The organism is Roseobacter sp. GAI101 (genome assembly GCF_000156335.1).
In the GTDB taxonomy this organism is placed as follows: Bacteria; Pseudomonadota; Alphaproteobacteria; order Rhodobacterales; family Rhodobacteraceae; genus Sulfitobacter.
Genome location: NZ_DS999213.1, coordinates 2,390,747 through 2,413,284, shown reverse-complemented (window position 1 = coordinate 2,413,284; position 22,538 = coordinate 2,390,747). Strand labels below are relative to the sequence as shown.

Genomic DNA, 22,538 nt, shown 5'->3' with positions numbered 1-22,538 from the left:
CGCAAGGCTCAAGCGGTCGGTTGAAGTGGCGCGCCTCTCGGCTTAGGTTGACCTTCACCCGCAGGCTGCGCCTGACCCCCAGCGAAAGTGTCCCGCATGGAGCGATCCATTTTTTCCTTCATCTGGAAATATTCCCGCCGGGAACAGCTGATCTTGCTGGTTCTCACGGCCGTCACTTTCCCGATTTTATACGTCACGCTCGAACTGCCCAAGCGGATCATCAACGATGCCATCGGGTCCGACGTCGAGGTGCTTGATCTGTTCGGCGTGCAGGTTACCCAGGTGCAATTCCTGATGCTGCTGTGTTTCGGCTATCTGGGCGCGGTGTTGGTGCATGGCCTGATGAAGATGAGGCTGAACACGATGAAAGGTGTCCTGTCCGAACGTCTGCTGCGCCGCTTCCGCTACCAGCTTGTTGCGCGGATGATGCGGTTTCCGCGCAGCTATTTCGAGAACACCAGTCAGGGTGAACTTGTGTCGATGGTGACCTCCGAGGCAGAACCGATGGGCGGTCTGATGGGGGATGCCGTCGCACAGCCGGTGTTCCAGGCCGGGCAGATGCTGATCATCTTGCTGTTCTTGTTCATACAATCGCCCTGGTTCGGGCTGGCGGGCGTGGCGCTTATTCCGCTGCAGGCCTATCTGATCCCGATGTTGCAGCGGCAGATAAACGTGCTGAACAAAAAGCGGATCATCCAGGTGCGCTCGTTCTCGTCGGAAATCGGCGAAACCGCTGCCGGAATTTCGGATTTGCGGGCGAATGGCGGGTGGCGGTACCGGTTGGCGGCGTTCACGGACCGGCTGGGCCGCCTTTTCGAAATCCGGTTCGAAATCTACCAAAAGAAATTTTTCATGAAGTTTCTCAATAACTTCATCACCCAGCTCACCCCGTTCTTTTTCTATTCGGTCGGGGGGTATCTTGCGATCAAGGGGCAGATCACGGTCGGCGCGCTGGTCGCGGCCCTTGCCGCCTACAAGGACCTGTCCAATCCGTGGAAAGAACTGCTGACCTATTACAACCAGACACAGGACATGTCGCTGCGGTGGGACGTGGTCACCGAACGCTTTGCGCCGCGCGGCATGATCGATGCCAAGCTGTTCGAGGGCGAGCCTGATGAAATCCCGCACCTTAAGGGGCCAATCAGTTTTCAGAATGTCACGTTGCGCAACCATGACGGCACCAGAATTCTGGACGATCTGAACATTGAAATACCGATGGGTGCGCGTGTGGCCATCGAAATACCCAACCAGACGGAACGCACCGCGATCGCCGAGCTTTTAACGCGGGAGGTGTCTCCGACCCGCGGGCATATCACGATGGCGGGATATGATTTGGCGGGGCTGCATCAGGCCGTACTGGCCGCAAGGATCGGCTATGCGCACAGTCATCCCTATCTGTTCAAGGGCACGATCGGGGATAACTTGCTGATGTCCTTGCGTACCAGCCCCAAGACCGTGCTGTGGGATCCAAAGCAGCGGGACATGTCGGCCATCGAAGCCGCCCGCGCCGGCAACAGCCTTGACAGTACCAAAGCGGATTGGCTGGACCCTGGACTAGCCGGGCTTGATACGCTCGAGGATGTCAACGACTGGTGGTACCAGCTGGTGAAGTCGGTGGACGGTGAGGACGTGATGTTCCAGCGGATGGTCACCGATCGCATCGACCCGGAAAGCCGCCCCAAGCTGGCCGCCGCAATCGTGGGGCTGCGCGAGGAGGTCTATGAGAAACTAAAGGAAAAGGGCCTGGACAAGGTGGTGCACCGCTTTGATCCCGACAAGTTCAACCCCGCGCTGGCCTTGGGCGGCAACCTGATGTTCGCGGCCCCCTTGCGCAACATTTCGCAGGCCGGGCTGGCCTCGGAGCGAGGGTTTCTTGCGATGATCATCGAACAGGGCCTTGCGGAACAGGGCGTCGCGATTTCACAGACACTGGTCGAAACCTTGCACCAGACCTTTGGCAGGGATGGCACCGATCACCCCTTGTTCACCGCCTTGGGGATCGACGAAGAGCTTTACGAGCAGTTGGTCGATATCGCCATGCGCCGCCGCAACAAAGGTGATGCCGCGCTGACCGAGGACGAGTTTTCGTTGCTGCTTACGGTGCCCTTTGCCTTTACCGCCGAACAAATCGGCCCGGGCTTCCCCGAGACCTTCAAGCAGGAGATCCTGGCGATCCGCAAACATCAGGGCGCTGCCATGCGTGAAAAGGCAAAGGATCTTTTCGTGCCGATCAGCCCGGAGAACTATCTGCCCCGTCTGACAATTCTGGAAAATGTCCTGTATGGCCGCATTTCTGCCGTGGCAGGTTTGCAGGCTGATCTGGTGCTGGATCTGGTGTTGGAAATCTTCAAGGCGCATGACCTGCAAAAAGCGGTTGCCGTCACGGTGTTTGATGTCCCGACCAGCATTGGAGGCTCGAATATTTCGCAGTCGTTCCAGGAACGCGCCTCGTTCAGCCGGGCTGCGATAAAACGCCCTGATATCCTGGTGTTCAACCAATCGCTTGCCGGGCAGGATGCCGAGGGCTTCAGGCGGCTGCGCGACCGTTTGGGGAATTTGCTGCCCGAGATGACGCAGGTTTATCTGGATGACCATTTTTCCCATCCGGAAGACTTTGACATCTTTGTCAAGATACGGGGCGGGCGTGTTGACGGGGTGGCGCAAAGCGAAACGCCAAATCAGGACGACAGCATTTCCGACGATCTGCGTCGCAAGCTGCGGATCATCGCCGGCAATTCCATGTTCAGCAACCTTGATCCGCGCAACCAGCGCTTGCTGGCCTTTGCGGCACAGTGGTTTCCGGTCAAGAAAGGCGAAAGGATTTTCTCGACGGGGCAACCTGCGGACGCGGTTTACCTGTGCCTTTCCGGTATGGGTGAATTGTACTGGACGGAACCCGACGGCACCAAACTGCATATTTCGACCGTAGAGGCAGGCCGCCTGATTGGCGATCTTGCCGTCATCATGAGCGAACCCCGCCAGCTTGATTTCAGCGCGACCGAAGACAGCCAGTTCTTGCGGATCGGTGCGGATCAGTTCCGGTCGGTGATCGAAAATGATCCCGTCATCCTGCTGAGCTTGCTGCGCACCGTGTCCGGTCACCTGACGGGGACTGCAGAGCTTTTGCGCACCGCAGGTATCCATATCCCGCGCGACGATGCAAAGCGGACACCTCCCACACAGGACGGCCAGCCATGAACAGATACGCAGCCCACAAGGCCTTTTTCGCCCCGGCGGTCGCGTCTGCCGCGATCTGGAAGCTGATTGTCGGCTTTCTTGCGGCATCGGCCATCTATCTGCTGCTCAACAATCTGTTTTTCAACACATTGTTCAACGTTCTGGGACCGGACTACGGCAACTTTTACGACGACCTGCTGACGGGCCGAACGCCGGTCGCGATGTTTTTCCTGTTGGGCAGCTTCGGCTTGATGATCGTTGGTGTTGCCGTCGTGACGCGGGTGATCCACCGGCGGTCCGTATGGGGGTTGATCGGGCCGATCAGCCTTGCGGTCCCGCAATTTTTCGCTGTTGTGCGGATTTTGGTGGTGATTGGCGCTGTGACCCTCCTGTTGCCGCCGTGGAATTTGGGTGCGCCTTTCGTGTCCAACATGGCGATTGGCAAATGGGTGCTTTTGCTGCCTTTTTCGTTGATCTTCGTGCTTCTCCAGGTCAGCGCCGAGGAAATTGTTTTTCGCGGCTATGTCCAGCAGCAGTTGGCGGCGCGGTTCAATTCGCCGCTGATCTGGATGGTGCTGCCATCGGTCCTGTTCGCGCTTGGGCATTATCTGCCGGATCAGGCCGGGGAAAACGCCATCTTGATCGCACTTTGGGCCGGCGTCTTCGGCATGCTGATGGCCGATCTTACCGCGCGCTCGGGGTCGCTGGGGCCTGCGATTGCGGTGCATTTCTGCAATAACGTGACCGCGATCCTGATCGCCTCGATGCCCGATGACCTGTCCGGCCTTGCGCTGTATCTGGTCCCCTTCTCGATGGAGGATACCGAGGCGTTGCGTGCCTGGTTGCCTGTGGATTTCGGCTTTATGCTTGTCAGTTGGCTGGCCGCACGTCTGGCGATCCGGCGTTGATTGCAATTTACGAAGCGGCAGCTTATTTGGAGATCGAAACTGCCAGCAGAGGTTCGCCATGAACTGGATCAACAACTACGTCCGTCCTCGGATCAATTCGATCTTCTCGCGCCGCGAGACGCCCGATAACCTTTGGACGAAATGCGATGAATGCGGCACGATGCTGTTTCACCGCGAAGTGTCGGACAACCTGAATGTGTGCACCAGCTGCGGACATCACATGGGCATCAGCCCGCGCGACCGCTTTCACGCGCTGTTTGACGGCGGCGTCTTCAACGAAGTCAAAGTGCCCGCGCCGACGCCGGACCCTCTGCACTTTCGTGACCAAAAGAAATATCCCGACCGCCTGAAAGCGGCTCAGAAGCAGACCAACGAAGCCGAGGCGATGCTTGTCGTCACGGGCGAGATGGGGCGCACGCCGATCGTGGCCGCCGCCCAGGACTTTTCCTTCATGGCGGGGTCCATGGGGATGTATGTCGGCAACGCGATCATCGCGGCGGCACAGGAAGCGGTCAAGCTGAAGCGCCCGCTGATCCTTTTTTCCGCCGCCGGTGGCGCGCGCATGCAAGAAGGCATCCTGAGCCTGATGCAGATGCCGCGGACCACGGTCGCGGTGCAGATGCTGAAAGAAGCGGGCCTGCCCTATATCGTCGTCCTGACCCATCCGACAACGGGGGGCGTCACGGCCAGCTATGCGATGCTGGGCGATGTCCAGATCGCCGAGCCCGGCGCGCTGATCTGCTTTGCCGGACCGCGGGTGATTGAACAGACCATCCGCGAAAAGCTGCCCGAAGGGTTCCAACGCGCTGAATACCTGTTGGATCACGGGATGCTGGACCGTGTGACACCGCGCCCGAAACTGCGCGACGAGCTGATCAACATCACGCGGATGTTGATGAACCTGCCGCCTGAGGTGCGTGGTGATCTGCCTGCCCCCACCGAAGGGGGCGATCTGCGGCATGCGCTGACCCCGGATGAAACGGTGGAAAATCCCGCTAAATGAGCGTCCAAACCTCTGATGCGGTGTTGGCGCGCATGATGGCGCTGCACCCCAAGATCATTGATCTGACCCTGGACCGGATGTGGCGGTTGCTGGACGCCTTGGGCAACCCGCAAAACGACTTGCCGCCGGTGATCCATATTGCCGGCACGAACGGCAAGGGGTCGACCCAAGCGATGATCCGCGCAGGTCTTGAGGCAGCAGGTCACCGGGTGCACGCCTATACCTCGCCCCATCTGGCGCGGTTCCACGAGCGTATCCGTGTGGCTGGCGATCTGATTTCCGAACCTGATCTTACGGCGGTTCTTGACGAATGTTACGACGCCAACGGTGGCGGAAACATCACCTATTTCGAGATCACGACCTGTGCCGCTTTGCTGGCTTTTGCACGGACTCCTGCCGACTATACCTTGCTTGAGGTCGGCCTTGGGGGGCGGTTGGACGCGACCAATGTGATCGACGCGCCAGCGCTGACGGTGATCACACCGGTATCGATCGACCACCAGCAATATCTGGGCGATACACTGGCCGAGATTGCAGGCGAAAAGGCGGGCATCATCAAACGGCGCGTGCCGTGCGTCGTTGGCCCCCAGCAGGACGCGGCACTGGCCGTGATAGAGGCCGAGGCCGCGCGCCATATGGCCCCTGTGCTGGCTTACGGGCAGCAGTGGCATGTGGGCGCAGAAGCGGGCCGCATGGTGTATCAGGACGAGACCGGTTTGCTGGATCTGCCCAAGCCCAACCTGTTGGGCGCGCACCAGATATCCAATGCGGGTGCTGCCCTTGCCGCGCTGCGACATCTGGGGATCGCGTCCGGCCCTTGCGAGGCCGCCGTGACACAGGCCCAATGGCCTGCGCGGATGCAGCGTTTGTGCAAGGGCCCTTTGGTGGACACGGCACCCCATGCCGAGCTTTGGCTGGATGGCGGGCATAACCCTGCTGCGGGCGACGCAATCGCCGCCTTGCTAAAGGACATGCCCAAACGCCCGACCTATTTGATCTGCGGCATGCTGAACACCAAGGACATCGGCGGCTATCTGCGCCCGCTTGCGGCCCATGCAGACAAGCTCTTTGCGGTATCCATTCCGGGTGAAGCGGCAACGTTGCCTGCTGCTGAAACAGCCCATGCCGCCGAAAGCGCAGGCTTGACTGCCGTTCAATCGGACAGCGTGCAAGAGGCTCTATCGGCCATCAACGCGCTGGATAGCAACGCACGTGTTCTGATTTGCGGCTCTTTGTATTTGGCGGGGGCTGTGCTGAGGGAAAACAGCTAGTTTTTCTGTGCTGAACCGCGAGGCGTTTACGAATTATCATTTTTTGGTCCCCTAAGATCGACGTGTACTTCATTCACGTTCCTGGGGGGCCTTCTGGTGATCACCACACAAACGCAACATGGCTTTTTTCAACAGGTGATGATCGCATTGTTCTGTCTGGTCGCCGTTGTCACGGTCGGTTTCCTGATCCTGGATCAGGGGCGCGGTCCTTACCACGCGGCACCGGTTCTGGAACACGACATTGGCGGGGCTGAACAGATATTACCGGCATCGCTGGTCGCAGGGGCAACGCCGCTGACTACTGCAGAAATGCTGCACCGGATGCAGGCTGATGGGGCGGTGGATATGCCTTCGCTGATCGAACAGGCGGTGAAATCTTTTGATGGCACGGACAAGGATCATACCCTGCGATCCTATCTGGTCTGGGCAATCAGCGCTGAAAAGTCAGACGCCTATATTGATTCCCTTCTGAACAGTGCAGCAGCAAGGGGGCATTTCAAACCCCCTGACGCGTTACTGACCCAGACAGGGCGGCTTGATACGGCAAGTCTGCTCAGCGCCATCCAGCTTGCGCAAAACCCGCCGAAAACCCTTGCCCACGTCGCCCCTGCAGCATCTTTAGGATCGTTCTGACAGCTTCGCTGGCGCGCCGGGTGGCGAAAACCTTGGCAGGGCAGGATGCGAACCTCCGGGGCTCTAGGTGCCCCATCCTTCGGCCTGCATCTCGCGCAGGCGGGACGCCGTGCGTTCAAACTCAAAGATGCCTTCGCCTTCAAGGTAAAGCATTTCGGGCGATGCCGCTGCCGAGCAGATCAGGCGAACCTTGGCCTCGTAAAGGGCGTCGATCAGCGTGACGAAACGCTTTGCCTCGTTGAAATTTGACCGGCCCAGCGTCGGGATATTATCAAGCAGCAGAACCCGCACCGCATCCGCCAAGGTCAGATAATCCGCAGCCCCCAAGGCATGTCCGCAGAGGGTGTGAAACCCCGCGCGGGCCACGCCATTTCGAAACTGTGGTATGACGACATCGCGCCCCTTGACCCTCAGGGTCAGTTCCTGCCCCTCACCGCCGGCAAGGTCACTCCAGACCGCGTCCATCGCGGCGCGGCTTTCGGCATTCACCGGGGTGAAATACGACTGCGTGCCCGCCAGCCGGTCCTGCCGGTAATCACGGGGGCTGGTCAGTTCCCAGACCTCCATCTTTTCTTTGATCAATTCGATGAATGGCAGGAAAATCTGACGGTTCAGACCGTCTTTGTACAAATCATCCGGCACACGGTTCGAGGTCGTCACCACGACCACCCCCGCAGCGAACAACGCTTGAAACAACCGACCGACGATCATGGCGTCGGTGATGTCGCTGATTTGCATTTCGTCAAAGGCCAGCAGCTTGACGGACGCGGCAACCTGTTCAGCGACAGGCGCAATGGCATCATCGACGCCGGTCTTGCGGGCCTCGTGCATGGCGCTGTGAATTTCCTGCATGAAGGCGTGGAAATGGACCCGGCGCACCGGCACATCGCCCATATTTGCCGCGAACATATCCATCAGCATCGACTTGCCACGGCCAACGCCCCCCCAAAGATACAGCCCCTTGGGCGGTTCAGGGGCACGTCTGAAAAACCCTTTCTTTTCAGGGTTCATCAGGGCCGTCCGGATGCGATCCAGTTCCGGCAATACGGCTTCTTGGGCGGGGTCTGCCGTCAGGCTGCCGTCCGCGATGCGTTGGTCATAAAGGGTGCGTAAATCGGTCATGGTTGTGGCTTACAACGCGCGGGGGCCTTTGAAAAGAAGTGCAAGCCATTGGGTATGCGTCTTGAGCCCGCCAAATGGAATTGACGCCGCAATTTTCAAGGATAGGGTGCAAATCAAAAACGCCAAAGGACAGTGACTTGGAAAAGAACGCATCAATCTTTACACCTGTTTTGATCGTAAGCTGCCTGATCATCATGGTCAGTTTCGCAGTGCGAGCATCCTTCGGCGTATTCCAGATTCCCATCGCCGCCGAATTCGGCTGGTTACGGTCCGAGTTTTCGCTGGCCATCGCCATTCAGAACCTTGCCTGGGGGATCGGACAGCCGTTTTTTGGCGCGATGGCCGAGAAAATCGGGGATCGACGTGCGATTGTCATCGGGTCCATCGTTTATGCGATTGGGCTGGTTCTCTCGGCAAACTCGGTCACCCCGCTAGAGCATCAGACCTATGCATGGCTGGTTGGCTTTGGCATCGCGGGCACGGGGTTCGGCGTGATCCTGGCCGTAGTCGGGCGCGCGTCGAGTGCGGAAAACCGGTCCATGTCGCTGGCGATTGTAACGGCGGCCGGCAGTGCGGGGCAGGTATTCGGCGCGCCTGTGGCGGAATGGATGCTGGGGTTTCTGACGTGGCAAAGCACATTCCTGGTGTTTGCCGGGACAGTCCTGGCGATGACCCTGACGCTGCCGCTGATGCGCGCCCCCGCCAAGGCCACCATTACCGAACTTGACGAAAGCCTTGGAGAGATCCTGATCAAGGCATTCAAAGACCCTTCCTTTACGCTGATCTTCGTCGGTTTCTTTTCCTGCGGCTATCAACTGGCGTTCTTGACGGCGCATTTCCCGGCCTTCGTGACAGAGCTTTGTGGCCCGATCCTTGTCGGGAGCGCCTTGCACAGCATCGGCATCACGACGACCTCTGCGTTGGGGGCCGTGGCAATTTCGCTGATCGGCCTCGCGAATATCGGGGGGACGTTGCTGGCTGGTTGGGCGGGCAAGCGGTATTCAAAGAAATACCTGCTGGCGGGCGTCTATACTGCGCGCACCGTTGTGTCGGCACTGTTCATCCTGTTGCCGATCACACCGCTGTCGGTGATCGTATTTTCGATCGCGATGGGATCGCTTTGGTTGGCGACCGTGCCGCTGACGAGCGGGTTGGTCGCCCATATCTATGGGCTGCGTTATATGGGTACGCTTTATGGTATCGTGTTTTTCAGCCATCAGTTGGGCAGCTTTGTCGGTGTCTGGCTGGGCGGGCGGCTTTATGATGTTTACGGCGGCTACACGGCCGTTTGGTGGATCGGCGTTGCCGTCGGGGCATTCAGCGCGGTGGTCCATCTGCCGATCCGCGAAAAACGCCTTGAGGGACTGGTGACAGCCTAGGTCGCGTCAAACAGGTGGTCGCGGATCTTCGCGATCACCTCGTTGGCGTGGGTGTAGGGCAGGCCATGCCCGGCCCCTGAAATCACCTCGTGTTCGACGGCGCGGTTCCATTCGGCCAGGCTTCCGATGGCGGTTTGCGGAATGACCTGATCATTGCCGCCCCAGATGGCCAACACCGGGATACCGGATGCATGGATCGCGCGATGTTCGTCGCGCAAAACCTCCCTCAGAATACCACGGCGGCTGGCAAGCACAGCGGCCACGTAGCGTTTATAGTCCAGCTGAGCGTGCTGCCCCTTATGGACAGATGCCACGCTGGCGGAGTCGGCCTGTTCGGCCTTGATGCCGCGCCGGAACATCGTGGGAAAGAGGGCAAGCATCAGCCAGTCCCCGATGACTTGGGTTTTGGCGATGAAATTGGTCAGCTTGTGGTGTGTCAGCCCCATCCCGGCGGGGGCGAGCAGCACCAAACGGTCGATGCGGTCAGGGTTGGCTGCCGCAAAACACGCAGCGATTGAGCCCCCCATGGAGTAGCCCAAAAGCGTGATCGGTTTTGTCACGCCTTCGCGCTCAAGCAGTTCTTCAAGCTGGGTCAGGAAAAAGGCGCGGTCCTGCGGTCCGCTTGGCCGATCCGAATAGCCCGCCCGTACAGATCATAGATCAGCGTGCGGAATCCCATCAGCACCAGCCCCTTGGTGATGCTGCGCCAGACGAAGCTGGGGGTGGTCAATCCGTGAACACACACGGCGACAGGGCCGCGCGCGGGACCGACCCATTCGTAATGGGTCACGCCCCGGCTGAGCTCCGCGAACTGCCCCGGTGCGCTGCCCCGTGCCACGTCATTCATCGGCGACCGGTAGCGTTCAATCAGGATCGGAATCGCGATGATCCCCAGTAGGACCAGCGCAAATCAAATCATGCGCGGGCGCGCCACCGGTCAAGGATGTAGCGGCTGGCCATCAGGTCCAGATGTGCACCGCCCCCATTCTTGAACAGGGTTATGTCGTCGGGCGAACGGCGCACGAACTGATCCAGGCTGTAGTAATCTGCGACGATCGCCTCCCGCGTGATGACCCCTGATTGCAGGGGAATCTTGATTTCTCCGATGTGGTCGACGGTCGTGTCGTAGCTGTCGACGAAGATGCGCGCGCGGGTCAGCGCGGTGTCATCGGCTTCGCGCATGTCCGGGCGATAGGCCCCGATCAGGTCCAGGTGTTGGCCGGGCTGCAGCCAGTCCCCCTTGATCAGCGGGGCGGTCGACATGGTGGCGCTGGTAATGATGTCAGCGGCGCGCACGGCGGCTTCCAGATCGGCGGCGACGGTCAGGCCGGGGATGTCTGCGGCCATCGCCTTGGCGTTGTCTGGCGTGCGGTTCCACAGCGTGAATTTGGCGTCCGGGAAAGCGGCGGAATATGCGGCGTGCAAGCCACGACCTTGGGTGCCAGCGCCTACGATCAGGATGTTGCGGCTGTCAGGGCGTGCCAGACGGCGTGCGGCCAGCAGGCTGTCGCCGGCGGTTTTCCATTTCGTCACAAGGTGGAAATCCACCATCGCTTCCAGCATGCCATCGACGTCCGAATAAAGCGAGACACCCCCATTGACCATCGGCTGACCCTTGGCAGGGTTGCCGGGAAAAACGGTCGCGGATTTCACCGCCAGCCCCATGCCGTCAATCCAGGCAGCACGGTTAAGCAGCGTATCTTGGCCCCGGTATAGAAACGTATCGGCGATTTCCGCTTTGGGCAGGTCGTGACCTGCGGCCAGCGCATCGGTGAAACCGATCCAGTCCAGTTGCGCCTCGCCTGCGTCGAAGGGGATGATATCAATCTGCGTCATGCGGCGTCTTCTGCGCTTAGCAGTCCTTCGGAGACGAGGCGGGCGGCCCAGCCTTCGGGGCCTTCGAAAAGATGGGTTCGCCAACCGCGCGCTTTTGCTGCCGCGATGTTGTCCGCCCGATCATCGGTAAAGATTAGATCGGACGGGGTGACGCCCGTTTGGTCTTCCAATGCTTCATAGATCGCGGGGACCGGTTTGATCATCGATAGATGCCCCGAGATGAAATCACGGTCGAATTCACGCAGAAACGGATAGTGCCGTGCGGCCAGATCGTAGGACTGAATGCCGAAGTTGGTCAGGGAAAAGACGGGGATCCCATTGGTCTGAAGCGCTTTCATCAGGCGCAGGGAATGGGGGATGACCGGGGCTGCCATTTCGATCCAGCGGTCATGCCACATGCGGATTTCGTCGCGCCAGGCGGGATAGGCATCGGCTGTGGCATAGATCGTGTCGGTAAAGTTCTCGCCACTGTCCACGCGGTCGTTCATCCCATGCAGGTCAACTTGCGCAAACATTTCGCGGCGGCGGGTTTCTCCGATCACGGAATCGAAAAACCGTTCGGGTTGCCATTCGATCAGTACGTTTCCGATGTCAAAAACCACGGCCTTGGGTTTCATGGGTCTGCCCTTTGTGTTGGTGCCGGAATTTTCGAAAATTCCGAACCGTTTTTTCAAAGGAACGGCCAGCCCTATCGCTGTGCCGCTCTTATTTCGCGCTCAAGTGCTTCCAGAAAACGCGAGCGGTCTGCTTTTGTAAATGCCTTGCCGCCGCCCTGTCTGAACGGATCTGCTGCCCGCAGGTCCGTCATGAGGTCCCGTGTGGCAAGCACATTGCCGATATTGGCCGAAGTCAGGGCTTCGCCGTTGTGTTTCAAAACCCGCGCTCCGGCTTCGACGCAGCGCGCGGCCAGGGGAATATCGCCGGTGACGACGACATCGCCTGGGCCGCAGCGGTCGGCGATCCACATGTCGGCAACGTCCGGCCCATCCGCGACGATCACCGTTTCAACCAGCGGGTTTTGCGACGGCCGTAGCCCTCCGTTCGAGACGACATGCATGCGGATCTTGTGCCGTGTGGCGACCCGTTCCGCTTCGGCCTTCACGGGGCAGGCATCTGCGTCGATGTAAAGCTCTGTCATGCTTAGGGGGTCAATCTGCGTAAAGGGCATCAGCGTGGAAGGCGATGTGGTCTTCCATGAAGGTCGAGATGAAGAAATAGCTGTGATCATAGCCGGGCTGCATCCGGAAGGTCGCATTCTGCCGGCGTTTTGCAATGGCGGCAGCCAGGGCTTCGGGTTTGAGCAGGTCGAGGAACTGGTCGTCCGTACCCTGGTCGATCAGAACCGGCCCGTCAAAGCCCTTGTCGGCCATGAGCAGAGCGGCGTCGTGGCTTTGCCATGTTGCCTCGTCGTCGCCCAGATAGGCGGTCAGTTGTTTGCGGCCCCAGTCGCTGTCGGTGGGGTTTGCGATGGGCGCAAAGGCCGACACGGATCTGAACCGCCCTGAAAGGTTCATCGCCAGCGTCAGCGCGCCGTGGCCGCCCATGGAGTGCCCGCTGATCGCTTGACGCTCCATATCAAGAGCGAAGTTTTCCCCCAGCAGGGCGGGCAATTCCTCGGCGATATAGGTCCACATCTGGAAATGCGGTTTCCAGGGGTCTTGGGTGGCATCAACGTAAAAGCCGGCACCCTTCCCCAGATCATAGGCGTCGTCATCGGCGACATCGTCCCCGCGGGGGGATGTATCCGGGAAAACGACAGCAATGCCATGTTCTGCAGCCCAGGCTTGCGCGCCGGCTTTGGTCATGGCGTTTTCATGGGTGCAGGTGAGACCGGACAGGAACCACAGCAGGGGGACCGGGCCTTGTCTGGCCTCTTCGGGCAGGAAGAGGGCGAAGGTCATGTCGCAGTTGCAAGCGGCCGAGCTGTGTGAATAGACGCCTTGCGTGCCACCGAAACTGGCGTTTTCCGAGACGGTTTTCATGGGGTGGCTCCTTTTCTTTGGTGTTGCGTCATGGCTAGCGGGCATTGGAGCCTGCGGCAAGGGTTGGACGCTCCGCGGGGAGTATTTGGGAAAGGGTGAAGTCTAGAATGTTGTGACCCAGGCGATCACAATGCTGACGCTGAGGATGCTGATCGCGGTCGAGACGAGGATGGCCGCGGAAACGCGTTGCGGGCCGACGTTATAGTGTTGGGCCAGCATATAGACATTCCCCGCGACGGGCAGGGCAGCAGCGGAGATGATGACACCGGCTTTGTAGGGGTCGACCCTGAAAATTAAGAGGGCCGCGATGGCGACGAAGGCAGGGTGCAGCACCAGTTTGCAAAAGCTGAGCCAGCCCGCGACATAAAGTTTTTCGGCGGATTTCGAGGCGAGGGAGGCCCCAATCGCGAAGAGCGCACCGGGGGTGGCGGCGGCCCCGAGCATGACCAGAAAGTCGTTCATCGGGGTTGGGATCGGCAGACGCAGGCCGGACCACACAAAGCCCAGGGTCATCGCCACGATCATCGGGTTCTTCAGCAGCCCCAGGCCGATGGTGCGGATGACGCGCAGGCTCATTTGACCATCGCGGCTGGCGGTGATCAGGATCACGATCAGGCTGGAGAATATGATCAGATCAACGGCGAGCGCGAGGACGACCGGGCCGATCGCCTCTGGTCCCAGCAGCAGGGTCAGCATCGGGACACCTAGAAAGCCAGTGTTGCCGATCACGGCGCATTGCGCTTCCATCGCGTTGTTGGCGACGTCAAGATTACGCAGAAAGCCGATCAGGCTGACGAGCCCGTAGACAAAGGCCGTGCCCCACAGATAGGCAGCGACAAGGCGGCCGTCCCAGACCTCTGCCAGCGACAGGTTGGCGGAGAAGTTGAACAGCATTGCCGAAAGGGCGAAATAGAACACGAATTTAGTAAGGTAGGCCGTTGCTTCGGACGTGAAGAAACGGGTGCGACCGGCCCAGTAGCCCAGACCGATCAGCGCGAAAAACGGCAGAGTTTTGAGGAAGATCGCCAACATGCGAAATTCCTAGCGGCCAACTGTCGCGGGCGCAACCGTGCCGCGCGTTTATCCCGAGCCGATGAGCACGCCGACCCCAAAGACCAATGCGCCGCCCAGAACCACCTGGAACGCCGCGCGGAAGAATGGCGTGTTCATGTAACGGTTTTGGATCCAGGCGATGGCCCAAAGTTCAATGAAGACAACGGCAAAGGCGATGGTCGTTGCGGTCCAGAAATCCGTGATCAGATAGGGCAGCGCGTGGCCCAACCCGCCCAGCGTCGTCATCACGCCAGCAGACAAACCCCGTTTGACAGGCGAGCCGCGGCCGGACAGTTGCCCGTCGTCCGACGCCGCTTCGGTAAAGCCCATCGAGATACCTGCACCGACAGAGGCGGCCAAGCCGACGAGAAACGTGGTCCAGGTGTCCTGTGTGGCAAAGGCCGTGGCAAAGATTGGCGCGAGGGTAGAGACAGAGCCATCCATCAGCCCTGCAAGCCCCGGCTGGACCCATGTCAGCACGAACTGGCGGTGGGCCTGAAGGTCTTCTTCGCTGAGGGTTGCGTGGTCGAGATGTTCTGCGGCAAGGTCATCGGCCTTGCGCTGGTGGCCTGCTTCGGCGGCGGCCAAATCGCCCAGAAGCTTGCGCGTTGCGGCATCCTTGGTGCGGGCTGCGGCCTGAAGGTAAAATGCCTCGGCGGCGTGCTCCATTGCGGCGGCTTCGGCACGGATGCGGTCAAGGCCAAGGTTCTCGATAAGCCAGACCGGGGTACGCGCGTAGTAGCCAGAGACATGTTCGCGGCGGATAAGCGGAATTGTCGGGCCGAAACGATCGGTATGCAGGTCAATCAGACGTTTGCGGTGTTCGTCTTCCTCGGCAGCCATGCCATCGAAAATTTCGGCACTGTCGGGGTATTCTGCGCGCAGGTTTTCGGCATATCCGCGGTAGATGCGGGCGTCGTCCTCCTCGGACGAGATTGCCAGTGCGAGGATTTCCTGTTCCGAGAGGTCTTTGAAGCGTTTGCGATTGATCGAAAAAAGCATGGGGCACCGGATTTACTGATTTAGAATAATTCTAATCTAATGGTTTGATCCGAACAAGAGCGATAAATGGCGCAGCGCGATTTAGGCCTTGGAACCAAAGAATTCAGATTATACTTTGAAAGTTCAATGGATTGGAGCGCCCGATGACCAACGGACCAGATCACGTTCGCAGGGGGCGCAAATTCGGTCAAGTGCTTGCCGGGGCCCGCGAGGTTTTTCTGGCCGACGGATTCGAGGGCGCAAGCGTGGATGACATCGCGCGGGTGGCAGGCGTGTCCAAGGCGACGCTTTATAGCTACTTTCCCGACAAGCGTATCCTGTTCATCGAAGTGGCGGACCACGAATGTGCCCGGCAAGCCCAGGAAGCGCTGGATCACATCGACACGGATGCGGCCCCCGCCGAGGTGTTGGGGCAGGCTGGGCGGCATATCTTGCGGTTCCTGACTTCGACGCTGGGGCAGCAGATGTTCCGGCTGTTCGTCGCTGAATCGGATCGTTTCCCGCAACTGGGTCAACGGTTCTACAATTCTGGACCAGCGGTGCTGCGCAAGGAAATGGTCACGTATTTCAAGGCTGCGATTGCGCGGGGCGAACTGAACATCGAGGACCTTGTGTTGGCCGCCGATCAGTTCGGAGAGCTGTGCAAGGCAGATCTGTGGCCGCGTTTGATGTTCGGGGTCGTGCGATCGGTGTCGGATGCCGAAATCGACCGCGTGGTGGACGGCGCGGTCGAGATGTTCATGGCACGCTACGGTGTCTAGGCTTTGGGCCGCTTGTCAATGATCCGGACGGCCTTGCCTTCGGAGCGCGGCACGGTGCCAGCATCGGCAACATCAATCTTAACACTGATCCCGACCGTCTGCTTGATCTGTGCCGACAGTGCGGCCGCCGAGGAGGCGCGCAGTTCGGCGCTCAGGGATGCGTCGGCGCATTCGCACAGCACGCGCATCTGATCCATGCGATCAGGCTTGGTCAGTTCGATCTGGAAATGCGGGGCAAGGCCGGGGATCGACATCAGGGCTTCTTCGATCTGGGTCGGAAACACGTTGACGCCGCGCAGGATGATCATGTCGTCGCTGCGCCCGGTAACTTTCTCCATCCGGCGCATGGTGCGGGCTGTGCCGGCCAGCAGGCGGGTCAGATCACGGGTGCGGTAGCGGATAATCGGAAACGCCTCCTTGGTCAGCGAGGTAAAGACCAGTTCGCCTTTTTCGCCGTCGACGACAGGCTGGCCGGTTTCGGGATTGATGATCTCGGGATAGAAATGGTCTTCCCAGATGTGCAGCCCGTCTTTGGTTTCGATACATTCGCAGGACACGCCGGGGCCCATGATCTCGGAAAGGCCATAGATGTCGACGGCATGCATGTCGAAGGCCTGTTCAATCTCAAGGCGCATCGCGTTGGTCCAGGGTTCAGCCCCGAAAATCCCCACGTCCAACGAAGATTGGCGCGGGTCGATGCCCTGGCGCGCGTATTCGTCAAGGATCGACAAGGCGTAGGACGGGGTGACTGTGATGCCGTTCGGTTTGAAATCTTCGATCAGGCGGACCTGTCGCGGGGTCATGCCGCCCGAGATCGGGACCGTGCTGAGCCCAAGCGCGTCGGCCCCGAGATGGATGCCAAGCCCGCCGGTGAACAGCCCGTAGCCATAGGCATTGTGCAGCATGTCACCGGGTTTCAGACCCGCGGCGCGCAGGGATCGCGCCACGACGCTGCCCCAGTTTTCAAGGTCTGTCTTGGTATAGCCGACGACCGTCGGTTGGCCAGTAGTGCCCGAAGAGGCATGGATGCGCGCAACCTGTTCACGCGGAACGGCAAACATCCCGAAGGGGTAGTTGTCACGCAGGTCAGTCTTGACGGTAAAGGGGAACTTGGCCAGATCGCTGAGGCTGTGCAAATCATCGGGATGCACGCCAGCGGCATCAAAGCTTTTGCGGTAGAAGGGCACGTTGTCATAGGCGTGGCGCAGGGACCATTTCAGACGGTCGAGTTGCAGCGCACTGATCTCATCCCGGCTGGCAATCTCAATCGGGTCAAGGCTGTCGCGGGCAGGGGTGAGGTCTTTCATTGGGTCATTTCCTCCTCGAAATGCTGGCCTTTTATGGTGCGTGACAAGCCACGGAACAGCGCGATGGTGCGGCCGTCCTCCCCCGTGACTTTCACGTCGTAAATTCCGGAGCGCCCGGTTTTTGATTGTTCGACGGCTGTGGCCGTCAACCTTTCATCAGCTTTGCCGGGGGCTAGATAGGTGATCTGATTCTGCTGGGCGACGACCAGCTGGTTGTAGCTGTTGCACGCAAAGGCAAAAGCGCTGTCCGCGAGGGTAAAGATATAACCCCCATGACAAATTCCGTGTCCATTCAGCATCTTATCGGTCACCGGCATCGAAAGCGTCGCTTCGCCCGGTGCGATATGATCGATCTTCATGCCAAGGTTCTGGCTGGCCGTATCGGTCTTCCACATTGCTGCTGCGGATTTTTCAGCGCGGGTTTGAGGTGTCATGATGGCAGGCTTTCACGTTTCATAAATTAATCAATTGCACGCAAGTTGTAACACTTTCAAGATATTTCATGAAGCATTGGGCTTGATTTGACCCGCGAACGGCGCAACTGTCAAAACATGACGTTGCATATACATCCTTCCCACCCGCAAAACCCCAACCCGCAACATGATCGTGCGCCCGAACAGGTCGCGTTCCACCGGACAGAGCTTTCGGTGATCCTGTCGCTCTATGGCAGGATGGTTGCGGCGGGCGAATGGCGGGACTACGGGATCTCATGCCTGCGTGAAGTGGCCGTGTTTTCGGTGTTTCGGCGGACCGCTGAAATGCCGCTGTACCGGATCGAGAAACGACCGAAGATGCGGCTGAAGCAAGGAATGTATTCAGTCGTCGGTGTCAATGGGCAGGTGCTGCGCCGTGGGCAGGACCTACGCGCCGTTCTGCGGGTGCTGGAGCGTAAATTGATCCGCGCGGTCGACGACTAGGCCCAGGCGTCCAGCCGTTGGCGGGTATGGATTTAAGTCCATTTGGAAGGGGATAGACGTTTGTGCGCCGTCACCGGGCCATCGGTTTCGGCGATGCGTTGGATCGCGTCGCGGATCGGCTCAAGCGTTACGGCCATATGATGCGCGTTGGCGTGGATCAAGATAGCCGGTTCCAGGACCAATGCGACGTGACCCTTCCAGAACAACAGATCATTGCGCTTGTAGTCTGCTCCCTGCGGAAGATCCTGCCCAAGCCGTGATTGCTGTTGATCGCTGTCACCAGGGCAAGTGACGCCACAGGCAAGGAATGCAGACTGAATCAGGCCGGAGCAATCGATGCCCCAGCGGCTGTTCCCGCCCCATAGATAAGGCGTGCCAAGGTAGAGCTGCGCAATCACCGCAGGGTCTGTCGCCCTATCTTCTATCGGCGCGAGATGTTGCAAAGGGATGTATCCCGCATCGGTGCCCGCAAATCTGTTTTCGGTAGACGATAGGGTGACAAGACTGCCGTGGCTAAGCGATATCTGGTCCCGGCTTTTGAAATCCGGGGCCTCGTAGGCATGCGTGGCAGGGGCCGATACCCTATGGGATGCCTGCGTTATGGCGCAGACCGCCAAGGTTTGAACGTATCCGCAGTATCCGCACTTGGTCAGTTGGACATAGGACCAACCGTCGTCTTCGGCCAGAATCGTCAGCTTGTCACCATACAGCGTCTGACGGTCACGCGCACCACCTGGGCTGCGGCAGATGTCCGTCAGGGACACTGCGATTTGCCCTGTGCCGTTCATCGTCACCTTTGCGGGATCGGGTATAAGCCGATGGTCGGTCATTTCGTCAACAGATCACCAAGAGCCGCGTACAGCGCGCGCGTGGCTTGGCCCACGCCGCCTTTCGGACGAGCAGGTGCCGCGCTGGGCTGCCAGCCGTAAATGTCGAAATGCGCATAAGGTGTTTGTGTGACGAAACGGCGGAGGAATAGCGCGGCAGTGATGCACCCTGCAAAACCGCCCGAAGGTGCGTTGTCCAGATCGGCGATCCCGGGTTCGATCATCGTCTCGTAAGGGGCGTGAAACGGCAAGCGCCATACGGGATCGGCATGGGCCGCAGCGGCAGTTTCAACCGTTGTGACAAAGTTTGGATCATCGCTGAAATAGGGCGCAAGGTCCGGGCCTACGGCAACCCGCGCGGCACCGGTCAACGTCGCCATCGAGATGATCTGATCGGGCTTGTCTTCCTCCGCGAGGGCCAGCGCATCGGCCAGCACCAGCCGCCCTTCGGCATCGGTGTTGTTGATTTCGACTGTAAGGCCCTTGCGCGAGGTCAAGATGTCTTGCGGACGGAAGGCATTGCCTGAAACTGCATTTTCAACTGCTGGAATCAGGACGCGCAGTTGGATGTTCATGCCAGTCGCCATGATCATATGCGCCAGGCCCAGTACGGCGGCGGCACCCCCCATGTCTTTCTTCATCAAGCCCATGGAAGCCCCGGGTTTCAAGTTCAAACCGCCAGTGTCAAAGCAAACGCCCTTTCCCACAAGCGTCAGTTTCTTGCCCGTCGTACCCCATTTCATGTCGATCAGACGCGGCGCGCGGTCTGCGGCACGGCCGACGGTGTGGATCATGGGGAAATTCTGCACCAGCAGATCATCGCCGGTAACAACACTGATGGTGGCCCCGTGTTTCTCGGCCAATGTCCGCGCGGCGTTTTCCAGATCAGGTGGCCCCATGTCAGAGGCCGGCGTGTTGATCAGATCGCGGGTCAACATCTCACCCTCGGCTTGGGCGCGCAATTTGTCGGTGTCGATGGTCGTTGGCGCGACCAGGCTGGCCTTGAGCGGTGTCTGCTTGGCGTAACGGTCAAAGCGGTAGGATGCCAACAGCCAGCCTAAAACCTCATTTTCCAGATCCTCGGCAGCCAAATCCGTCTCAATGCGGTAAGCGCCCTTGGGCAGCTTTTCGACGCCTCCTGCCAGGTGGAACCGCCCCCTGCTCCGGGATTTTTCCGTGCCATATCCCACCAGCGCCATGGCGACAGCGCCGTCCGCGCCGGGCAGCGCCAGTGCCTGACCCAACGCGCCGGTAAAGCTGTTTGCCTCGACCCATGCGGCGGTGGCCTGGGGCTGATCGGCTAGCCAACCGGACAACCGGTCTTCGGCAATTGCGTAAAGCGGGATTTGGGGGGCGGACGTATCAGCAAAGCTGGCGGGCATCAGGCGGTACCTTTCGGGGCATTGGATTTGCCGACCAACCTAGACGTATCCTTCCCCGCCGCAAGCCTGTCAGACCGACATATCTTGCGTGTCCCAAATGGCGGTCAGCGACCGTTCGCCAATGCGGATCAGGCGGGTCAGGGTGGCGGCAACAGCGACCTCGTCGTGCTGGTCGATTGCAGACATCACATCGCTTGCGACAAGACCGAGTTTTTGCAGCCCAACCTGATCGGCGATCGCGATCAACGAGCGGCTGTTCTTGCGTAATTCATCCCAATTCGATTCGCGAAACAACCTGTCACAATGCGACATGCGCAGGGCCAGTTCCTCCATCGCACGGCAAACCACGTCTTCTGCCCCGGCTTCGCCAAGCTGCGCATAAAGCGTGCCAAGCCTTTCCTGGTCGACGCTGACCTGTTCTGTCGGTCGCATTTGTAAAACATGCATTTGCTCACCCCTTAGATGTGTCCCCACGACTAAGAAGCAGGTATGGGCCAGAATTATTTTCAAATGGTTGAAGCCCAAATGCCTTTTTGCTCGAATGTGATGACAATTCAGGGTATTGCAGAAGGACTTTAGAAGGGACGTTACGGACATGGACAACGCAAAACCTCTGCCCTCTTATCTGGTGCAGCGATATCACGGTTGGAAAGCAACCAGCTATGCGGAAAACCAAGCTTGGTATCGACGTCTTGCCAGCGATGGTCAGCATCCGCGTGCAATGGTGATTTCATGCTGCGACAGCCGGGTTCATGTCACGTCGATCTTCGGCGCGGATCAGGGCGAATTCTTTATTCACCGCAACATCGCCAATCTTGTGCCGCCGTATCTGCCTGATGGTGAACAGCACGGGACGTCCGCTGCGGTGGAATATGCGGTGCAGGTGCTTAAGGTCGCGCATGTGATTGTCCTTGGCCATTCCAGCTGCGGTGGCGTGCAAGGGTGCATCGACATGTGTCAGGGCAAGGCCCCGGGTCTAGAAGAGAAGAACAGCTTTGTGGGCCGCTGGATGGATATTTTGCGCCCGAAATATGATATCGTTGCCGATATTGATGACCCGAAAGAGCAGGTGCGCCAGCTTGAGAAGCTTTCGGTCATGACCTCGCTCGAGAACTTGATGACCTTCCCGTGGATCGCGGAAAAGGTCAAAGCTGATGAGCTGACGTTGCACGGGCTTTGGACCGACATCGGCGAGGGCGGCCTTGAATGCTACAGCGCCGATAAGAAACTGTTCGTCCAGGTCTAGGGGCGTATTGCTGGGCTGCGGGTCCGTGGCCAGTTTCGAAATAGTGATAAAGTCCTTGTTTCGAGGTGCCCGTGGTGCTTTCCTCGCGCTATGATTGTATCTGGTGCTTTGCTTCTGGTTTCACTGATCGGCGTTGGGGTCGCATTTTCGGGCCACGGTTGGTCTGACCTGATCTTGCTTGCTGGGCCTTGTGCCGTGGCAAGCCTGATCTTGTTTTTCAAAGATGTCAGAAACCGGTTTTTCACACATCGCGGGCGTGCGTCCAGATCGGTTGTCGTGGACGGATCGAACGTGATGTATTGGCGCGACGGCAATCCGCAAATCGAACCGGTCCAAGAGGTTGTGCGCCATCTGACCGCGCTTGGATACAAGCCGGGCGTGATGTTCGATGCAAATGCAGGGTATCTTTTTGCCGGGAGCTATCGTGGTGACAAGGCCATCAGCAAGCTGCTGAATCTGCCGGTCGAATGTGTCACGGTTGTGCCCAAAGGGTCACCCGCCGATCCCTATATCCTGAAGGCTGCGCGGGACAGGGGCGCGTCCGTGATCTCGAACGACCGGTTTCGTGACTGGGTCTGCGACTTTCCCGAAATCGCAAGGCCGGGTCATTTGATCAGGGGTGAATACCGCCAAGGCAGGCTGTGGTTCGACTTTGTTGCGGAAGGGGCGGTCGGAAGGGCCGCGTGAAACCGGCAAGGCCCACCCGTCAACTGGCCGAAAATGATTTTGTCT

Annotated in this window: 24 protein-coding genes; 10 read left to right on the top strand and 14 right to left on the bottom strand. The window is 59.2% G+C overall.

Annotation, left to right across the window (positions count from 1 at the left end; genetic code table 11):
- Window positions 1-96 precede the first annotated feature (96 nt).
- The 5 genes from RGAI101_RS11250 to RGAI101_RS21270 all read left to right on the top strand — a co-directional run bounded on the left by RGAI101_RS11250 (window position 97) and on the right by RGAI101_RS21270 (window position 6,992).
- Window positions 97-3,198: an ABC transporter transmembrane domain-containing protein gene (locus RGAI101_RS11250; protein WP_050763202.1), complete on the top strand. Its 3,102-nt coding sequence runs from the start codon at window positions 97-99 to the stop codon at window positions 3,196-3,198.
- On the top strand, window positions 3,195-4,085 hold the full coding sequence (locus tag RGAI101_RS11245; protein WP_008228683.1) for a CPBP family intramembrane glutamic endopeptidase: 891 nt from the start codon (window positions 3,195-3,197) through the stop codon (window positions 4,083-4,085). The genes RGAI101_RS11250 and RGAI101_RS11245 overlap by 4 nt, the downstream gene beginning before the upstream one ends.
- A 58-nt stretch (window positions 4,086-4,143) precedes the next feature.
- Entirely contained in the window at window positions 4,144-5,088 is a 945-nt protein-coding gene (accD, locus tag RGAI101_RS11240) for an acetyl-CoA carboxylase, carboxyltransferase subunit beta (protein ID WP_008226378.1), read from the top strand.
- Complete coding sequence (locus tag RGAI101_RS11235; protein ID WP_008228419.1) at window positions 5,085-6,359, top strand: bifunctional folylpolyglutamate synthase/dihydrofolate synthase; 1,275 nt, start codon at window positions 5,085-5,087, stop codon at window positions 6,357-6,359. Before accD ends, RGAI101_RS11235 begins: the two co-directional genes overlap by 4 nt.
- A gap of 96 nt (window positions 6,360-6,455) precedes the next feature.
- Complete coding sequence (locus RGAI101_RS21270; RefSeq protein WP_008229236.1) at window positions 6,456-6,992, top strand: hypothetical protein; 537 nt, start codon at window positions 6,456-6,458, stop codon at window positions 6,990-6,992.
- A gap of 63 nt (window positions 6,993-7,055) precedes the next feature.
- Here RGAI101_RS21270 and zapE read toward each other — a convergent pair whose 3' ends face one another.
- Entirely contained in the window at window positions 7,056-8,114 is a 1,059-nt protein-coding gene (gene zapE / locus RGAI101_RS11225; RefSeq protein ID WP_008227939.1) for a cell division protein ZapE, read from the bottom strand.
- Between the two features lie 194 nt (window positions 8,115-8,308).
- On the opposite strand from zapE, the gene RGAI101_RS11220 reads away from it, so the two are divergent.
- Window positions 8,309-9,493: an MFS transporter gene (locus RGAI101_RS11220; RefSeq protein WP_441295898.1), complete on the top strand. Its 1,185-nt coding sequence runs from the start codon at window positions 8,309-8,311 to the stop codon at window positions 9,491-9,493.
- Here the strand turns inward: RGAI101_RS11220 and RGAI101_RS11215 are convergent.
- The 8 genes from RGAI101_RS11215 to mbfA form a co-directional block, all read right to left on the bottom strand.
- Complete coding sequence (locus RGAI101_RS11215) at window positions 9,490-10,089, bottom strand: alpha/beta fold hydrolase (protein WP_368072198.1); 600 nt, start codon at window positions 10,087-10,089, stop codon at window positions 9,490-9,492. The two genes, RGAI101_RS11220 and RGAI101_RS11215, sit on opposite strands and share 4 nt — an antisense overlap.
- Window positions 10,086-10,340: an alpha/beta fold hydrolase gene (locus tag RGAI101_RS22620; protein WP_008228242.1), complete on the bottom strand. Its 255-nt coding sequence runs from the start codon at window positions 10,338-10,340 to the stop codon at window positions 10,086-10,088. The genes RGAI101_RS11215 and RGAI101_RS22620 overlap by 4 nt, the downstream gene beginning before the upstream one ends.
- Before the next feature lie 68 nt (window positions 10,341-10,408).
- Entirely contained in the window at window positions 10,409-11,329 is a 921-nt protein-coding gene (locus RGAI101_RS11210) for an ornithine cyclodeaminase family protein (protein WP_008228033.1), read from the bottom strand.
- Entirely contained in the window at window positions 11,326-11,946 is a 621-nt protein-coding gene (locus RGAI101_RS11205) for an HAD family hydrolase (RefSeq protein ID WP_037228033.1), read from the bottom strand. Before RGAI101_RS11205 ends, RGAI101_RS11210 begins: the two co-directional genes overlap by 4 nt.
- 71 nt (window positions 11,947-12,017) lie before the next feature.
- Entirely contained in the window at window positions 12,018-12,467 is a 450-nt protein-coding gene (locus RGAI101_RS11200) for a YaiI/YqxD family protein (RefSeq protein WP_008228437.1), read from the bottom strand.
- 10 nt (window positions 12,468-12,477) lie between these two features.
- Window positions 12,478-13,311, bottom strand: coding sequence for an S-formylglutathione hydrolase (gene fghA / locus RGAI101_RS11195; protein ID WP_008228652.1), 834 nt, complete (start codon window positions 13,309-13,311; stop codon window positions 12,478-12,480).
- A gap of 102 nt (window positions 13,312-13,413) precedes the next feature.
- Window positions 13,414-14,343: an AEC family transporter gene (locus tag RGAI101_RS11190; RefSeq protein WP_008227044.1), complete on the bottom strand. Its 930-nt coding sequence runs from the start codon at window positions 14,341-14,343 to the stop codon at window positions 13,414-13,416.
- Between the two features lie 48 nt (window positions 14,344-14,391).
- The gene (gene mbfA, locus RGAI101_RS11185; RefSeq protein ID WP_008225777.1) at window positions 14,392-15,366 is read right to left on the bottom strand and encodes an iron exporter MbfA; all 975 of its coding nucleotides are present in this window, start codon (window positions 15,364-15,366) and stop codon (window positions 14,392-14,394) included.
- Between the two features lie 143 nt (window positions 15,367-15,509).
- Between mbfA and RGAI101_RS11180 the strand changes: the two genes are divergently transcribed.
- The gene (locus RGAI101_RS11180) at window positions 15,510-16,127 is read left to right on the top strand and encodes a TetR/AcrR family transcriptional regulator (RefSeq protein WP_008227159.1); all 618 of its coding nucleotides are present in this window, start codon (window positions 15,510-15,512) and stop codon (window positions 16,125-16,127) included.
- Here the strand turns inward: RGAI101_RS11180 and paaK are convergent.
- Entirely contained in the window at window positions 16,124-17,434 is a 1,311-nt protein-coding gene (paaK, locus tag RGAI101_RS11175; RefSeq protein ID WP_008227639.1) for a phenylacetate--CoA ligase PaaK, read from the bottom strand. The genes RGAI101_RS11180 and paaK overlap by 4 nt on opposite strands.
- Entirely contained in the window at window positions 17,431-17,868 is a 438-nt protein-coding gene (gene paaI, locus RGAI101_RS11170) for a hydroxyphenylacetyl-CoA thioesterase PaaI (RefSeq protein ID WP_008225556.1), read from the bottom strand. The genes paaK and paaI overlap by 4 nt, the downstream gene beginning before the upstream one ends.
- Window positions 17,869-17,985: 117 nt before the next feature.
- On the opposite strand from paaI, the gene RGAI101_RS11165 reads away from it, so the two are divergent.
- Entirely contained in the window at window positions 17,986-18,351 is a 366-nt protein-coding gene (locus tag RGAI101_RS11165; RefSeq protein ID WP_037229427.1) for a DUF2794 domain-containing protein, read from the top strand.
- A gap of 32 nt (window positions 18,352-18,383) precedes the next feature.
- Here the strand turns inward: RGAI101_RS11165 and RGAI101_RS11160 are convergent, their stop codons facing one another.
- The 3 genes from RGAI101_RS11160 to RGAI101_RS11150 form a co-directional block, all read right to left on the bottom strand.
- Window positions 18,384-19,181 (bottom strand): C40 family peptidase, encoded by a 798-nt coding sequence (locus RGAI101_RS11160; protein ID WP_037228030.1) that lies wholly within the window; start codon window positions 19,179-19,181, stop codon window positions 18,384-18,386.
- On the bottom strand, window positions 19,178-20,560 hold the full coding sequence (locus RGAI101_RS11155; protein WP_008227696.1) for a leucyl aminopeptidase family protein: 1,383 nt from the start codon (window positions 20,558-20,560) through the stop codon (window positions 19,178-19,180). The genes RGAI101_RS11160 and RGAI101_RS11155 overlap by 4 nt, the downstream gene beginning before the upstream one ends.
- A 69-nt stretch (window positions 20,561-20,629) precedes the next feature.
- On the bottom strand, window positions 20,630-21,007 hold the full coding sequence (locus RGAI101_RS11150) for a hypothetical protein (RefSeq protein ID WP_037228027.1): 378 nt from the start codon (window positions 21,005-21,007) through the stop codon (window positions 20,630-20,632).
- A gap of 148 nt (window positions 21,008-21,155) precedes the next feature.
- Between RGAI101_RS11150 and RGAI101_RS11145 the strand changes: the two genes are divergently transcribed.
- A complete protein-coding gene (locus tag RGAI101_RS11145) occupies window positions 21,156-21,806 on the top strand; it encodes a carbonic anhydrase (RefSeq protein ID WP_008228535.1) in 651 nt (216 codons plus the stop codon).
- Between the two features lie 90 nt (window positions 21,807-21,896).
- Window positions 21,897-22,493: an NYN domain-containing protein gene (locus RGAI101_RS11140; protein ID WP_008225302.1), complete on the top strand. Its 597-nt coding sequence runs from the start codon at window positions 21,897-21,899 to the stop codon at window positions 22,491-22,493.
- Window positions 22,494-22,538 lie beyond the last annotated feature (45 nt).

Coding starts and splice junctions, on each gene's coding strand:
- RGAI101_RS11250 (WP_050763202.1), top strand. CDS start 97: ATGGAGCGATCCATTTTTTCCTTCATCTGGAAATATTCCCGCCGGGAA.
- RGAI101_RS11245 (WP_008228683.1), top strand. CDS start 3,195: ATGAACAGATACGCAGCCCACAAGGCCTTTTTCGCCCCGGCGGTCGCG.
- accD (WP_008226378.1), top strand. CDS start 4,144: ATGAACTGGATCAACAACTACGTCCGTCCTCGGATCAATTCGATCTTC.
- RGAI101_RS11235 (WP_008228419.1), top strand. CDS start 5,085: ATGAGCGTCCAAACCTCTGATGCGGTGTTGGCGCGCATGATGGCGCTG.
- zapE (WP_008227939.1), bottom strand. CDS start 8,114: ATGACCGATTTACGCACCCTTTATGACCAACGCATCGCGGACGGCAGC.
- RGAI101_RS11220 (WP_441295898.1), top strand. CDS start 8,309: ATGGTCAGTTTCGCAGTGCGAGCATCCTTCGGCGTATTCCAGATTCCC.
- RGAI101_RS22620 (WP_008228242.1), bottom strand. CDS start 10,340: ATGAATGACGTGGCACGGGGCAGCGCACCGGGGCAGTTCGCGGAGCTC.
- RGAI101_RS11210 (WP_008228033.1), bottom strand. CDS start 11,329: ATGACGCAGATTGATATCATCCCCTTCGACGCAGGCGAGGCGCAACTG.
- RGAI101_RS11205 (WP_037228033.1), bottom strand. CDS start 11,946: ATGAAACCCAAGGCCGTGGTTTTTGACATCGGAAACGTACTGATCGAA.
- RGAI101_RS11200 (WP_008228437.1), bottom strand. CDS start 12,467: ATGACAGAGCTTTACATCGACGCAGATGCCTGCCCCGTGAAGGCCGAA.
- fghA (WP_008228652.1), bottom strand. CDS start 13,311: ATGAAAACCGTCTCGGAAAACGCCAGTTTCGGTGGCACGCAAGGCGTC.
- RGAI101_RS11190 (WP_008227044.1), bottom strand. CDS start 14,343: ATGTTGGCGATCTTCCTCAAAACTCTGCCGTTTTTCGCGCTGATCGGT.
- mbfA (WP_008225777.1), bottom strand. CDS start 15,366: ATGCTTTTTTCGATCAATCGCAAACGCTTCAAAGACCTCTCGGAACAG.
- RGAI101_RS11180 (WP_008227159.1), top strand. CDS start 15,510: ATGACCAACGGACCAGATCACGTTCGCAGGGGGCGCAAATTCGGTCAA.
- paaK (WP_008227639.1), bottom strand. CDS start 17,434: ATGAAAGACCTCACCCCTGCCCGCGACAGCCTTGACCCGATTGAGATT.
- paaI (WP_008225556.1), bottom strand. CDS start 17,868: ATGACACCTCAAACCCGCGCTGAAAAATCCGCAGCAGCAATGTGGAAG.
- RGAI101_RS11165 (WP_037229427.1), top strand. CDS start 17,986: ATGACGTTGCATATACATCCTTCCCACCCGCAAAACCCCAACCCGCAA.
- RGAI101_RS11160 (WP_037228030.1), bottom strand. CDS start 19,181: ATGACCGACCATCGGCTTATACCCGATCCCGCAAAGGTGACGATGAAC.
- RGAI101_RS11155 (WP_008227696.1), bottom strand. CDS start 20,560: ATGCCCGCCAGCTTTGCTGATACGTCCGCCCCCCAAATCCCGCTTTAC.
- RGAI101_RS11150 (WP_037228027.1), bottom strand. CDS start 21,007: ATGCATGTTTTACAAATGCGACCGACAGAACAGGTCAGCGTCGACCAG.
- RGAI101_RS11145 (WP_008228535.1), top strand. CDS start 21,156: ATGGACAACGCAAAACCTCTGCCCTCTTATCTGGTGCAGCGATATCAC.
- RGAI101_RS11140 (WP_008225302.1), top strand. CDS start 21,897: ATGATTGTATCTGGTGCTTTGCTTCTGGTTTCACTGATCGGCGTTGGG.